The following is a 13,912-nucleotide window of genomic DNA, read 5'->3' on the forward strand; positions in this document are numbered from 1 at the left end:
TTTCCCACGTCTCAGAATCGAGACATGGGGCACCCGGGCTGGCGCCGCTCCACTCAAGCCAACACCGGGCTTGAATGGACCACCCGAAATCTGCAAACGGAAAGCCCCGGCCTGAGCCGGGGCTTTCTTTGTTCCGATCCAGCCGCGATCCAAGGACCGCGACCAGCGGGAGCGCCACAATCGCTAGCGTCCGCAAGATGCGAGCGAAGCGAGCGTGTCGCCGAGCGCGAAGCTCAGAACTGGTTCCAGAGGAACTGGTTGTAGACCTCGTGGTGGAACTGGACTTCCGAGGGCTTGACGAAGGTGCCGAGCAGGCGCGGGCAACGGTCCGCCGAGGCCTGCTTCAGGTCGGCGTAGCGGGCCTTCACATCCTCGCCCAGCAGGGTCGAAGTCCAGCTGGCGCCGCGGAAGTTCTCGAGCGCGGTGTAGATGTTGTCGGGCAGGTAGCGCTCCGCCTGGCGGATGTTCTTGATCTTCGCCAGCTCGCCGTGCAGGCCGCTCTTGAAGATCGAGTACAGCACCAGGTAGGGGTTCGCGTCCGGAGCCACCGAGCGCACTTCCACGCGCGACGACTTTTCGTTGCCGATCGGAATGCGGACCATCGAACCACGATCGACAGCCGAAGCCTTGATCTGGTTCGGTGCCTCGAAGTGCGGATCGAGACGGCGGTAGGAGTTCACGCTCGGATTCAGCAGCAGGCAGATGTCATTGCCGTGCGAGAGGATGCGGTCGACGAACTTCCAGCCGAAGCTGGAGAGCTTCTCTTCGCCCTTCGGATCCCAGAACAGGTTCTTGCCGTTCTTGCTGATCGAAAGGTTGGTGTGCATGCCGCTGCCGTTGACGCCGACCACCGGCTTGGGCAGGAAGGAGGCCGTCATGCCCATCTTGGTGGCCACCTGGCGGCAGATCAGCTTGTAGAGCTGGATCTGGTCGGCCGCGGTCAGCACGTCACCGTAGCTGTAGTTGATCTCGAACTGCGAGGGCGCGACTTCCGGGTGGTCCTTCTCGTTCTCGAAGCCGAGCGCGCGCTGCACTTCAGCGGTCGTGTCGATGAAGGTGCGCAGCGGGTCACCGGGGAGCGAGTGGTAATAGCCGCCCGTGTTCACGTACTCAAACTTGCCGGTCTCGTGGAACTTCTTCTCGGCGTCGGTGCCGGCGAAGAGGAAGCCCTCGATCTCGTTGGCGGCGTTCAGGGTGTAGCCCTGCTCGTCGAAGAGTGTCTGGGCGAAGTTCTTGAGCACGCCGCGCAGATCGCCCGAGTAGGAGGCGCCGTTCTTGTCGATGACTTCGCCGAAGACCAGGGCCTTGCCCGAACCGAAGATGTCGGCCGGCGCGTAGTAGAACGAGCTCCAGTCGATGCCCAGGCGCAGGTCGCTCTCGCGCTGCGCGGTAAAGCCGCGGATCGAGGAACCATCGAAGGTCAGGTTGTCGAAGCTCTTGACCAGGAACTTCTTGTCGTAGTCCAGCGTGTGCAGCCGGCCTTCGAGGTCGCTGAAGAGAACGGTGACAGCCTTGATGCCCTTCTGGTCGGTCAGGTACTTCAGCCGCTCTTCCTGGATCACATCGGCCGGGACGCGCTTGCGGCGCTGTTCCTTGGCAGCCAGGTTCAGCTCTTCCAGTTCTTCATACGACAGCTCAAGAAAATTGCGAAGTTCGGTGGACATGCTTCTCCTTCAGATGTTTATCTGCCACTGCATTGCTCAAGGACCGCCCGCTCCCGCAGGCAGAAACCCGCGAAATGCGCGCGAAATTCCGGACGTGGCTTGTCGTATTACAGACTAAAGGGCCAGTCCGTAAAGATGCCGTCATATTAAAGAAAGTGATTCGGAGCATGCGAGATATTTATGGAGAAGCATGGAAAGCGATGAAACGGCCAGCAGTCAGTCACAAATACGGCCAGTGGAGCATGCCGCAGTAAAGCTGCCGTCGATTTCCCATGAACATGAAATGGATGCCCCTGAAAGCGGAATACAAACTGGCCGTATCGGAGACTGACTGCTTGACGCAGACCCACTCCACTACACCCTATCCCCTACGCCCTATACCCTAGCCTCATGACCCACCAGGCCGAAGCCCTCATCCTCCGCACCTGGCCGGTCCAGGAGGCGGACCTCATCGTCTCCCTGCTCACCCGCGATCAGGGGCGGATCAAGGGCATCGCCAAGTCCGGAGCCAAGAGCCGCAAACGCTTCGGCGGGGCCCTCGAACCGATGACATACGTCCTCGCCTCCTACGCCGAAAAGCCCCGCCAGGAGCTGGTTCGCCTCGACTCCTGCGAGATTCTCGCCTCGCCACTCTCCGCGCCCATCGACTACCCTCGCGCCGCGGCGCTCGCCTTCTACGCCGAGGTGCTGGAGGAGACGCTGCCCGAGCGCGATCCGCAGGATGCCGTCTTCCGCCTGGCGCTGGCCGTGCTCGAGCAGACCCGCGACGGCCACATCTGGCTGCCGGTGACGTATTTTGCGCTCTGGATTCTGCGCCTGATGGGCTGGATGCCGGAGCTCTCGCGCTGTATCGTCTGCGGCCGGGCGCTGGCGGGCCAGCCAGCCTGGTACCAGCCCCACGCCGACGGCCTGCTCTGCGTGGATCACCGCCAGCTCTCAAGCCGGGCGCTGGCCGCCCCCTCGCTCGAACTGGCCAATCGCATCTTTCACGCTCCAATTGCCGCTCTCATCAGCCATCCCTGGTCCTCCGGTCTCGCCGCCGATCTGCGCCGCTTCGCCTTCCAGTCGCTCGAGCGGCACCTCGAGCGCCGCCTGCGCACCTCCGCCGCGCTCAACAAACTCGCCTCCTGAGCCGATTGGTTTCTCAGGGTTACGAACCGCCCCGACTATGCCGGTCCACCGATCACGATAAAATCGCGGGAGACCACAGCCGCGCCAGAGCTGGCGCCGGGCGTCGCAATTTACTGACGGAATCAGTCGGAAACAGAGAGACGGAACGCATCGTGCCTTCGACCATCACATCCTCCACCGTGCATACCAAAGCGCAGCCGCTGACCTTTCAGGAGCTGCTCTTCCGCCTCCAGAGCTTCTGGGCCGAGCGCGGTTGCGTCCTCCAGCAGCCCTATGACACCGAGGTAGGTGCCGGCACCATGTCGCCCGACACCTTCCTGCGTGTGCTCGGACCGAAGCCGATCGCGATCGCCTATGCGCAGCCCTCACGCCGCCCCGCTGACGGCCGCTATGGCGAGAACCCGAACCGCCTCTACAAGCACACCCAGCTGCAGGTGATCCTGAAGCCGCCGCCGGAGGATATTCAGGAGGTCTACCTCGCTTCGCTCGAGGCGGTCGGCATCGACCTCTCCGAGCACGATATCAAGTTCGAGGAAGATAACTGGGAATCGCCCACGCTCGGCGCCTGGGGCATCGGCTGGCAGGTGATGCTCGACGGTCTCGAGGTCACGCAGTTTACGTATTTTCAGCAGTGCGGCGGCATCGATCTCGACCCCATCACCGGTGAGATCACCTATGGCCTCGAGCGCCTCGCGGCCTTCCTGCAGGATGTCGATTCGATCTACGACATCGTCTGGGCACGCGATCCGAAAACCGGCCGTGCCATCACCTACGGCGATATCCGGCTTGAAGAAGAGCTGCAGCTTTCGGTCTATAACTTCGAAGCCGCCGAGGTGGAGAAGCTCTGGCAGCACCTGAACCTGTACGAGGCCGAGTGCCAGACGCTGATTGCGAGCTACAACGACAGCTTTGGGCCAAAGGCTGCCAAACAGGGCGAACGACATGAGAAGATTCACGACAAGCTCATCCATGACGGCGAGCCTGTGACGGAAGAAGACGTGCGCGTCCAGCAGCGGCGCTTCCCGGTGTTGGGCGCCTATGATCTCTGCCTGAAGTGCTCGCACCTCTTCAACCTGCTCGATGCCCGCGGAGCCATTTCCGTGACGGAGCGTGTGGGCGTGATCGCCCGCATCCGCACGCTGGCTGTGGGTATCGCGAAGGCGTACGCGGCGCAGCAGCTAGCTGCTAGCTCTTAGCTACTAGCTTTTAGCTAAGACAGTGGCCCTCTGTATGCTTTGCGCTGCAGACGGGTCATTCCACAAAGGAATGAAACGAGCTAGTAGCCAAAGGCTAGTAGCTAGAAGCTAAAGACACATGCCAGCATTTCTGCTTGAAATCGGACTTGAAGAGATCCCGGCGCGCATGATCGCGCCGGCGCAGGCCGAGCTTGCCCGCCGCGTCGAAGACCTGCTCACCCGCGAACGCCTGATCGACGCATCGGAGGGGCTCGAGCTGCACAGCTATTCCACACCGCGCCGCCTTGCCGTGCTCGTGAAGCACGTGCACGAGTCGCAGGCCGATACTGAGGAACAGCTCACCGGCCCGTCGTGGGCGGTTGCTTTCAAGGACGGCCAGCCCACGCCCGCAGCACAGGCCTTTGCCAAGAAGGCCGGCGTCGATATCGCCGCGCTGATGAAGACCGTCACCCCCAAGGGCGAGTATGTCTCGGCGACCGTGCACCGCAAGGGCCGCACCGCCAGCGAGATTCTTGCCGAGCAGCTGCCGAAGGAGATCGCCTCGATCTACTGGCCGAAGAATATGTACTGGCGCGCAGGCAAACCCGAGCGCTTCGTGCGTCCGCTCAAGTGGCTGGTCGCCATCCTCGGGCACCAGATCGTGCCGGTTGAGTTCGCCGGCGTCACCGCCTCCAACGTCAGCCGCGGCCATCGCATCCTGCACGAGGGCAGCATCACCTTCGAGCACGCCGGGGACTATCTCGGCCAGCTCGAAGCTGCCTACGTCACTGCCGATGTCGAGCTGCGCCGCCATCGCATCCGCAAGGCTCTCGACGCTGCGACACGGCTCATCCCCGGCGCCCGCTGGCGCGAGGATGAGCCGCTGGTCGACACCGTAACCCATCTCACCGAGTGGCCCACCGTGCTCCTTGGCAGCTTCGATGCGAGCTATCTCACGCTACCCGAAGAGGTGCTGGTCACGGTGATGCGCGATCACCAGAAGTACTTTGCCATCGAAGATGCCGCAGGCAAGCTTGCGCCCTACTTCCTCACCGTGCTCAACACGCAACCAGAAGAGCATGGCGACGAGATCATCCGTCATGGCAACGAGCGCGTGCTGCGCGCCCGCTTCAACGATGCACGCTTCTTCTGGGACGTCGATCAGAAGACTCCGCTGACCGCGCGTCTCGAGATGCTGAAGACCGTGACCTTCCAGAAGGATCTGGGCAGCTACTACGCCAAGACCGAGGCCAACATTGCAGTCGCCGAGCGCCTTGCCGGCATTGCGCAGCAGCGGGGCGCCGCCGTGGACGCGGCTGCGCTCATCACCGCCACGCGCCTCGCCAAAACCGACCTTACGGCGGAACTCGTGAAGGAATTCACCGAGTTGCAGGGCATTGTCGGCGGCCTCTATGCACGCGCGCAGGGACTCGGCGAGTCCGTCGCGCAGGCCATCTACTGGCAGTACTCACCGGCCGGCGTCGATGATCCGATTGCGCCGACCGCGGAAGGCCAGCTCCTCGGCCTCGCCGACCGCTTCCAGACCATTCAGGCCATGTTTAGCATCGGCCTCGAGCCCTCCGGCTCGAAGGACCCCTTCGGCCTGCGCCGCGCCGCGAACGGGATCGTGAAGATCCTCGCCGAGAGTGGCCTGCCGCTGAAGCTCAGCGACCTGCTTGCAGGCACCGACGAAGCCGTGAAGGCAAAACTCGCCGCCTTCTTCCGCGAGCGTGTCGAGTTCTACCTGCGCGAGGTGAAGGGCTTTGCCTATGACGTGGTGAATGCGGTGCTCGCCGCCGGCTGCGACGACGTACGCGATGCGATTGCCCGCGCCGAAGCACTGACCGCCGTGCGCGGCTCGGCTGACTTCATCGCCATCTCGGCTGCGTTCAAGCGCATCAAGAACATCCTGCGCCAGGCAGAAGAAAAGAAAATCACCGCATCCACACTCGCGGCCACGCTCTTTGCCGACGACTCCGAGCGCACGCTGCATGCACATATCACCGAGGTCGATCCGCAGGTGGTCGCTCTCAGCGAGTCGCGCAACTATCGTGAAGCACTCGAACGCATCGCGACACTGCGGCCGGACGTCGATCTCTTCTTCGATAAGGTGATGGTGATGGTGGAGGACGAAGCCGTGCGCGGCAACCGCCTCGCGCTGCTTGCGCAGATCCAAGGTTCATTCTCGTCCATCGCCGACTTCTCGGAAATCGTCACAGCTTAACCATGCAGTTCCGTGAACATGTTCCGCTCGCGCCCTACACGACCTTCGGCATCGGAGGTCCGGCGCGGTGGTTTGCCGAAGCCGTGCATGAGGACGAAGCCCTCGAGGCCGTCCGCTTCGCGCGCGAGCGCAGCCTGCCGCTCTTCCTCCTCGGCGGCGGCAGCAACCTGCTCGTCTCGGATGAGGGCTTTCCCGGCCTTGTGCTTCATCTCGCGAGCAAAGGGATCGAACAGAACGGCGGTCTCTTCCGCGCCGCCGCGGGCGAGAATTGGGATAGCTTCGTCAGCCATGCAGTCTCGCTTGGCTATGCGGGCATCGAGTGCCTCGCGGGCATTCCCGGCACCGTCGGCGGTACGCCAGTGCAGAATGTCGGCGCATATGGGCAAGAGGTCGCGGAGACCATCGTTCGCGTCCGCACGCTCGATCTTGAAACACTCGCCTTCACAGAGATGGAAGCTGCGGACTGCGCCTTCGCCTATCGCCGCAGCCTCTTCAACTCGACGGCGCGTGGCCGCTATCTCGTCACGCGTGTCGATTACCGCCTTACGCACAACGGCCAGCCCCGGCTCAATTATGCCGATCTGAAGAAGTATTTCGTGAACCAGCCGAAACCATCGCTCGTAGAGGTTGCCACGGCTGTCCGCGCCATCCGCCGCGAGAAAGGCATGCTGCTCGTGGACGGCGATCCCGATTGCCGCAGCGCGGGCAGCTTTTTCAAAAATCCAGTGATCTCCGCCGGGCACTACGCGCGCCTGGCTACTGCGCACGGCAGCGCCATCCCGAGCTATCCCGCGCATGCTGAACATGTGAAGCTTCCCGCCGCATGGCTGCTCGACCAGGCCGGCTTCCACAAGGGCTTCGCGCAGGGACGCGCAGGCATCTCCAGCCGCCACACGCTCGCGCTCATCAATCGTGGAAATGCCACTGCCGCCGATATTCTCGCCCTGCGCGACACCATCATCGCCGCGGTCGAAGCGAAGTTCGGCATTCCTCTCGAACCGGAGCCGGTGTGGCTCGGCCCATCCCACAACTAGGGTGTATCGCTCTAGCTAATCCGCTCGCGCTCCAAGCTGCGTCAGCAGCCTCGTCCGCGCAGGGGACAGCACGGTACGTGCCGCCCCCTGCGTGGTGATCCGTCCCGCTTCGAGCACCAGCGCCTCGCCGTCGGCCTGCCAGGCATCGGCAAGATCGTGCGAGACATAAAGTACCGGCACCTCCGCAGCCCGTAGCGCATCGATCGTCCTCCGCCGCGACTCGGCATCGAGCGCGGCAAACGGCTCGTCGAGCAGCAGCAGTTCTGGCCGCGGAGCCAGCGCCCGCGCCAGCGCAATCTTCTGCCGCTCGCCTCCGCTCATGCCTGTGGGCTTCCGATCGGCGAGCTCTTCTGCGCCAAACATCGCCAGCATTTCGCCGATGCGTTCTTCTCGCTCGGGCAAGCGCCATCGCGCAAGCCCGAAGCCGACATTTCCGCGGCCGGTCAGATGAGGAAAGAGCGAGGCCTGCTGCGTCACGAAGCCGATCCTGCGCTGGCCGGGAGGCAGATATACGCTTGCCTCCGTCAACACCCGCCCATTAAGCCGCACTTGTGCGCGCACCAGCCCGTCGCGCTCGGTTGTGAGTCCCGCGATGATCCGCAGCAGCGTCGTCTTGCCTGAACCCGAAGGCCCGAAGAGCACATTCCAGCGCGCGCGCAACACAAAGCTCGCCTCCAGCGTGAAGCCGCCGCGCCGCCAGCCTGCGTCCACATCCAGAAAGGGTGCGCTAGTCACGCCGCACCTCCGCTGACGGCGCCAGCCATGTGGTTCGCTGCAACATCGAGAGCGCGATCAACCCTGCCAGCGCCACCACTACCAGCATCAGCGCGGTGCGATTGGCCTCCGCATACGCAAAACTCTGCACCTGGTCGTAGATGACAATCGAAAGCGTACGCGTCGAGCCAGGAATATCTCCGCCGATCATCAGCACCACGCCGAATTCACCCACCGTATGCGTGAAGGCTAGCACCGCGGCCGTCACCACCGAGCGCACGGAGAGCGGCAGCAGCACTTCGCGCAGGATGCGCCATCGACCCGCGCCGAGCAGCCGCGCCTGCTCCAGCAGAGCCGGGTCGACGGCTGCGAAGCCTGCGGTCAGCGGCTGCACGGCAAAGGGCAGGCTGTAGAGAATCGATCCCGCCACCAGCCCGGAGAACGAAAACGCCAGCGGGTGCCCGGTCAGCGCGATCCACGCACGGCCCACCGGCGTACGCGGTCCCATCAGAACCAGCAGGTAGAAACCCAGCACCGTCGGCGGCAGCAGCAGTGGCAGCGTCGTGAGGGCCTCTACCAGCGGCCGCAGCCGCGAGCGCGTGCTTACCAGCCAGAACGCCAGAGGCACAGACAGCGCCAGCAGCAGAGCCGTCGTCACGGCGGCCAGCCGCAGCGTCAGACCCAACGCCTGCCAGTCCAATTACTTCACCCGTGAAATAGTTGCAGGCGCCAGTCCGCCGGCCCTCAGCTCATCCACGATCTTTGGAGTAGCCAGGAACAAGAGAAACCGGCGCGCGGCTGCCGCATTCGCGCCGGCGTGCTTCACCACAATCGCGCCCTGCTCCAGTGGCGGATAATCCTCCCGCGGCACTTCCGCATAATGTCCACTTGCCGCCAGCCGTGCTGTCTTGGCCGAGGTCAACGAGATCAGCCCCAGCTGCGCGTTGCCGCTCTCCACAAATTGCGCCGTCTGCGCGATGTTTTCAGCCACCACCAGCTTCGGCTTCAGCGTGTCGTAGAGTCCCATGTGCGTGAGCGCCGCCTGTGCTGCGCGTCCATACGGCGCGTGCTCGGCATTGGCCACGGCAATCGTCTTCACCGCCGGATCGCGCAACGTGGCTTCGAGCGTAGCGGGCGAGAGTTTCGCGAACGGCGTATCGTTGCGCGTCCACAACACCAGCGTGCCCTGCGCGTAGACCACCGGCTGCGTCTCCTCAGCCATGCCCGCCGCAATCACTTTCTCCGGAAAGCTCAGATCCGCCGCCATGAACAGGTCGAACGGCGCGCCATTAAGAATCTGCGTCGCCAGCACAGCGGACGACTTGTACGAAGCATCCGCCTGTATGCCCGTTGCCGCCGTGAACTCAGTCAGAATTTTCGGCAGCACCGGCTCCAGATCGGCGGCCGCGGCCACGTGCAGCACCTGCTGAGCATGCGCCGCCAGCGCCAGCAGAAAGACAAAGGACAATACCACCGCTTTTCTCATCTCAAACACGCAGCACCATCACCTCAGTCGATTTGATCAGCGCAGCCACCGTCTCTCCCACTTTCAGACGCATTTCGCGCACCGCATCCGCGGTGATGATCGACGTGATGATCTGTCCGCCGATCGAGAGCTTCACCTGCGCCATCAGCCCTTCCACCTTCAGCTCCACGATCCGGCCTACCAGCTGATTGCGCCCGCTCACTGTGCGCAGCATCTCGCGTTTCGGCGAATCGGGTTTCTTCACCTTGTGCAGAAACTGGTCAAGCTCGTCTTCGGCGATGCGGTAGTGGCCGCCCGGCGTCTTCACCGCTTTCAGCTTGCCGTGATAGATCCACTGCTTGACCGTCGGATAGGCGATACCCAGCCGCAGCGCGGCTTCGCGTGGAGTGAGCATCTCCGTCATGCGACGAGTCTATACGAACTCCTGCCGCGCTCTCCGCACCATTCCGCGCTTCATCGCTGCTTCCGCTGTTACCCTAGTAGCACCGCCATGATGCAAGTCGAACATCAGTTGCGCTGCACCGGCTGCGGCCGTGTGATCGCACAGGAAGCCCTGAAGGAAGATTTCCGCTGCCCCGAGTGCAGCCATCTTTACGAAGTGGAGTATCCGGCCTGGTCGGCAAGCTCCGCTGCCGATACCTCCGCAAGCAAGCGGAACCTGCCCAACCCCAGCGCCCTGCGCTGGCTCTGGAAAGAGCGCCGCACCTCGCTCGAGCTCAAGGACCAGAGCGGTATCTGGCGCTTCCGCGACCTGCTGCCGATTCTCAAGGACGAAGCCAATATCGTCACGCTGCGCGAAGGCAACACACCGCTCTATGAGCTCCCCCGCGCGGCCCGCTCCATCGGCGTCGAGCGCGTCTATGCCAAGCACCAGGGCATGAATCCGACCGGCTCCTTCAAGGATGCCGGCATGACCACGGCGCTCTCCGTCGCGCACGAACGCGGTTTCTCCTGGGTAGCATGCGCTTCCACCGGCAATACCTCCGCAGCCATGGCCGCCTACGCAGCCCGCGCCGGCATGCGCAGCCTGGTGTTGATTCCCGAAGGCAAGATCGCCTGGGGCAAGCTCTCGCAGTCGCTTGACTACGGCGCACTCACCTGCCAGCTCCGCACCGACTTCGATGGCTGCGTCCGCGTGCTGGCCGAGGTCGTCCGCCGCGCGCCCGTCTTCCTGCTCAACTCGGTCAATCCCTATCGAGTCGAAGGCCAGAAGACTCCTGCCTTTGAGATCGCGGAATCGCTCGACTGGCAGTTGCCCGACCATCTCATCGTCCCCGGCGGAAATCTCGCCAACTGCTCGGCGCTCGGCAAGGGCTTCCTCGAGATGAAGCTGCTCGGCCTCACCGACCGCGTGCCGCGCATCTCCGTCATCCAGGCCGAAGGCGCGAATCCGCTCTACCGCAGCATGCAGGAGAATGGCGGCAAGGAGCTGACCCCGGTCGAAGCCGACACGCGCGCCTCCGCCATCCGCATCGGCAACCCGGCATCGTGGCGCAAGGCCGTCCGCATCCTCGAAGCGACCGGCGGCTGGGTTGAGCAGGTCAACGAAGCCGAGATCGCGCTGGCCAAGGCCGAGATCGGCGCCGAAGGCATCGGCTGCGAACCCGCTTCCGCCGTCACCCTCGCCGGCCTCAAGAAGCTCGTCGCGCAGGGACACGTACAGCCATCGGAATCGGTCGTCCTGCTGCTCACCGGGCACACGCTCAAAGATTCGGACTACACCATCCGCTACCATCGCGGCGACCTGCTCACGGAAGAAGAGATTGCGCCGCTGCGTCCGGAGATCGAGTCCACCCGCCGCAACACGGTCGAGCTCGATGCCGACGTCGACCAGGTGCTGCGCGCGCTCGAAAAGGCAGTACAACCGTGAGTGCCTTTTCGATCCATCTGCCTGCAACCTCGGCCAATCTCGGTCCCGGCTTCGATACGCTGGCCGTCGCGCTCGACCGCCATCTCGAAGTCAGCGCGGAGACAGGCACCGAGTTTTCCATCGAGGCCACCGGCCGTCATCCCGAGGTCTGCGGATCGCTCGGCCGCAACCTGCTGCTCGATGTCTATCGCAAGACCCTCGCGGCCAACGGCAAAGAGGTGCAGCCGCTTGCACTGCGTGTCCATAACGAGATTCCTCTCGGCATGGGCATGGGATCTTCTGCAGCCGTGCGGCTCGCAGGCGTAGCCCTCGCTGCGCACTTCGGCCAGCTTGGCTGGGACAGCGACCGCATCCTCGCCGAGGGCGTACGGCTCGAGGGTCACCCGGACAATGCCGCCGCCTGCTGGCTGGGCGGTTTCGTGGCCGGGTCCTGGACTGCGGATCATGGGGATGGCCCTCGTCTGCAGACCGTCAGCTTCCGTCTGCCCGAGGCCTGGCGTGCACTGGTTGTGATTCCCACGGCGCCGCTCGCCACGGTTGCCTCGCGTGCCGTGCTGCCGGAAAGCTATACCCGCGCCGACGTGGTCTTCAATCTGCAGCGCGCTTCGCTGCTGACGGCCGCCTTTGCCGCAGGCCGCGCCAACCTCGTAGCCGATGCCATGCGCGACCGCATCCATCAGCCTTATCGCTCCCAGGTTTGCCCGCTGCTCCCTGCGCTCGAATCGCTGGCTGGAACGCCGGGCGTGCTGGGCGTTGCGCTCAGCGGTGCCGGTCCTGCCATCCTGCTGATCCTCGAATCGGAATCAGCCTTCGAATCGGTGGAAGCCGAGATTCGCCGCCGCACCCAGTCTGGCGAAGTAGCCGAGATTCTGCGGTGCAGTTTTGGAGCCGGCGCCGGAGAGACCGGAGCAAGATAGCCTCCCACGCACGTAACCTATAGAAAGCATTACCTTAAAATTACCTAAGATTGCTTGCTGGGCGCGTTCAAAAGCTCTACCTTCAGCACGTGGGCAGTTCTGGGGGAGGGCTGCTCTAGCGCTCGGGTTTCCTGAAAAGGAGGCCCGGGCGCTCTAACGTTAGGGTCTTCTTATGCTTGTATGCATCAGAAGCACGCTCCATGTTTCGGGTTGCCTGTCCTATCCCGCACCGGACCATCCCCTCAGCATCCCCCTCCTGCGACTTTTTGCTCCGTTCCCGCATCTACTCATCCGGTAAACTGATGGAATAGTCCATCGGTCGCGAGGGCCAAACAGGCCCCCTAAGGAGGAGCATGGCGGGACAAGGAATTCTTGAGGTAACGGACACAAACTTCGAGCAGGAAGTCCTGCAGTCGGAGCAGCCGGTTCTGGTTGATTTCTGGGCGGCATGGTGCGGTCCCTGTAAGGCTCTGGCTCCCATCGTCGATGAGCTCGCGACGCAGTATGCCGGCCAGGTGAAGGTGGCCAAGCTCGACGTGGATCGCAACAACGCGACCCCCATGCGCTATGGCATCCGCGGCATCCCCGCGCTGCTGCTCTTCAAGGACGGCAAGGTTGCCGACCAGATCGTCGGTTACGTCCCCAAAGAGACGATCGAGAAGAGCCTCTCCCGTTTCGTCGAGACCGCCAAGGCCTAAACTGCTGCGCGCAGGGCGGATCGCCTTCGGCCTCCGCTGGTCGCGGGCCTGAGACCGTTCTCTACTGAATAGGAAGAATCCGGTTGCCCCATGTCTCATTGAGACATGGGGCAACCCTGTTTTACGCTCTTATCGGAGTCTTCTCAGAAGTGCAACGTCACGGTCCCGAAGGTCGAGAACTCCACGTCCACGCGCGAGCCCGGCAACGCCAGCTCCTTGCCGGACCAGCTTCCCGTCGTCACCCAGTCACCCGCGCGCAGGCCGCCCGTACGATAGCTGCCCTCATTGGCGAGGTACGTCACCAGCCGCAGCAGGTCGGTGCCCGCCGAGTTCGAGGCTGTGCCTCCAAAGCGCACCACGCCGTCGATCACCACTGAGACCGACTCCCTGGTCAGATCCACGCTCTGCCAGCCTTCAAGTGCCGCCCCATAAATAAAGCCGCCATTCGACTGCAGGTCGCCGATCGTCGAGAATCGCGGCGTCTTGTCCGGATCTTCGAAGGCCGACTCCAACAGTTCGATCGCCGGATGCGCGCTGGCAATGGCCGCGATGACTTCCTCGCGCGTATAAGGGGTGCTCCGCGGCGGCAGGTCGCTGCCGATCAGGAAGGCGATCTCTCCCTCGACCCCGCGCAGCCGCCGGAAGTGTTCCGAGACATGGGCACCCGACGGGGTGAATCCACCCCAAGCCGGCATGGCCGAAAAAAGCGGCATCGCCTCGGGCGAAGGAGCGCCGACCTTCCATCCCTGCACCGGGCCCAATGCCTCGGCCACAATCGACTGCAGCGCATAGGCTTCGTCCAGGTCATGCGGAGCCAGATCTTCAGGCAGAGCCGCAACCGGCGTCCGCTCCCGCCGCGCACGCAGCAGGATCTCCGCTGCTTGCCGCAAACGGTCTTTTTCTTGCGCCGAAAGATGTTTTCCGGCCGGGTTCCATTCGTTCATGCCACTTCTCCGCTTGGGTTGCTATGCAAAAAGATGAGAATTGCCCCTGCCGGGT

General features: G+C 63.5%; 13 protein-coding genes. 7 read left to right on the plus strand and 6 right to left on the minus strand.

Annotated features, from left to right (window positions below; genetic code table 11):
* Positions 1-233: 233 nt before the first annotated feature.
* Entirely contained in the window at positions 234-1,664 is a 1,431-nt protein-coding gene (locus ESZ00_RS03335; protein ID WP_129206764.1) for a glutamine synthetase family protein, read from the minus strand.
* 390 nt (positions 1,665-2,054) lie between these two features.
* On the opposite strand from ESZ00_RS03335, the gene recO reads away from it, so the two are divergent.
* The 4 genes from recO (at position 2,055) to ESZ00_RS03355 (ending at position 7,228) form a co-directional block, all read left to right on the plus strand.
* Complete coding sequence (gene recO / locus ESZ00_RS03340; protein WP_129206765.1) at positions 2,055-2,795, plus strand: DNA repair protein RecO; 741 nt, start codon at positions 2,055-2,057, stop codon at positions 2,793-2,795.
* Positions 2,796-2,947: 152 nt separating this feature from the next.
* The gene (locus ESZ00_RS03345) at positions 2,948-3,991 is read left to right on the plus strand and encodes a glycine--tRNA ligase subunit alpha (RefSeq protein ID WP_229740926.1); all 1,044 of its coding nucleotides are present in this window, start codon (positions 2,948-2,950) and stop codon (positions 3,989-3,991) included.
* A 118-nt stretch (positions 3,992-4,109) separates the two neighbouring features.
* Positions 4,110-6,194 carry a glycine--tRNA ligase subunit beta gene (gene glyS, locus ESZ00_RS03350; RefSeq protein WP_129206766.1) on the plus strand — a complete coding sequence of 695 codons (2,085 nt, stop codon included), beginning with the start codon at positions 4,110-4,112 and terminating at the stop codon, positions 6,192-6,194.
* Positions 6,195-6,196: 2 nt separating this feature from the next.
* Complete coding sequence (locus ESZ00_RS03355) at positions 6,197-7,228, plus strand: UDP-N-acetylmuramate dehydrogenase (RefSeq protein ID WP_129206767.1); 1,032 nt, start codon at positions 6,197-6,199, stop codon at positions 7,226-7,228.
* Positions 7,229-7,243: 15 nt separating this feature from the next.
* Here the strand turns inward: ESZ00_RS03355 and ESZ00_RS03360 are convergent, their stop codons facing one another.
* Genes ESZ00_RS03360 through ESZ00_RS03375 form a run of 4 tightly spaced genes read right to left on the minus strand, consistent with a single transcriptional unit; the run spans position 7,244 to position 9,831 of the window.
* On the minus strand, positions 7,244-7,963 hold the full coding sequence (locus ESZ00_RS03360) for an ATP-binding cassette domain-containing protein (RefSeq protein WP_129206768.1): 720 nt from the start codon (positions 7,961-7,963) through the stop codon (positions 7,244-7,246).
* Positions 7,956-8,642 carry a molybdate ABC transporter permease subunit gene (gene modB / locus ESZ00_RS03365; protein WP_129206769.1) on the minus strand — a complete coding sequence of 229 codons (687 nt, stop codon included), beginning with the start codon at positions 8,640-8,642 and terminating at the stop codon, positions 7,956-7,958. The genes ESZ00_RS03360 and modB overlap by 8 nt, the downstream gene beginning before the upstream one ends.
* Positions 8,643-9,416, minus strand: a complete 774-nt coding sequence (modA, locus tag ESZ00_RS03370) for a molybdate ABC transporter substrate-binding protein (protein ID WP_164981329.1) — start codon at positions 9,414-9,416, stop codon at positions 8,643-8,645. It lies immediately after the preceding gene.
* A 13-nt stretch (positions 9,417-9,429) separates the two neighbouring features.
* Positions 9,430-9,831: a helix-turn-helix transcriptional regulator gene (locus tag ESZ00_RS03375; protein ID WP_229740927.1), complete on the minus strand. Its 402-nt coding sequence runs from the start codon at positions 9,829-9,831 to the stop codon at positions 9,430-9,432.
* An 87-nt stretch (positions 9,832-9,918) separates the two neighbouring features.
* On the opposite strand from ESZ00_RS03375, the gene thrC reads away from it, so the two are divergent.
* The 3 genes from thrC (at position 9,919) to trxA (ending at position 12,913) form a co-directional block, all read left to right on the plus strand.
* A complete protein-coding gene (thrC, locus tag ESZ00_RS03380; RefSeq protein WP_308419038.1) occupies positions 9,919-11,298 on the plus strand; it encodes a threonine synthase in 1,380 nt (459 codons plus the stop codon).
* Positions 11,295-12,215, plus strand: a complete 921-nt coding sequence (gene thrB / locus ESZ00_RS03385; protein WP_129206771.1) for a homoserine kinase — start codon at positions 11,295-11,297, stop codon at positions 12,213-12,215. The genes thrC and thrB overlap by 4 nt, the downstream gene beginning before the upstream one ends.
* A gap of 353 nt (positions 12,216-12,568) precedes the next feature.
* Positions 12,569-12,913: a thioredoxin gene (gene trxA / locus ESZ00_RS03390; protein ID WP_129206772.1), complete on the plus strand. Its 345-nt coding sequence runs from the start codon at positions 12,569-12,571 to the stop codon at positions 12,911-12,913.
* A 143-nt stretch (positions 12,914-13,056) separates the two neighbouring features.
* Here the strand turns inward: trxA and ESZ00_RS03395 are convergent, their stop codons facing one another.
* On the minus strand, positions 13,057-13,803 hold the full coding sequence (locus ESZ00_RS03395) for a 2-keto-4-pentenoate hydratase (protein WP_229740928.1): 747 nt from the start codon (positions 13,801-13,803) through the stop codon (positions 13,057-13,059).
* Between the last annotated feature and the right edge of the window lie 109 nt (positions 13,804-13,912).

Origin of the sequence: Silvibacterium dinghuense, assembly GCF_004123295.1 — a bacterium.
GTDB classification, from domain to species: Bacteria; Acidobacteriota; Terriglobia; order Terriglobales; family Acidobacteriaceae; genus Silvibacterium; species Silvibacterium dinghuense.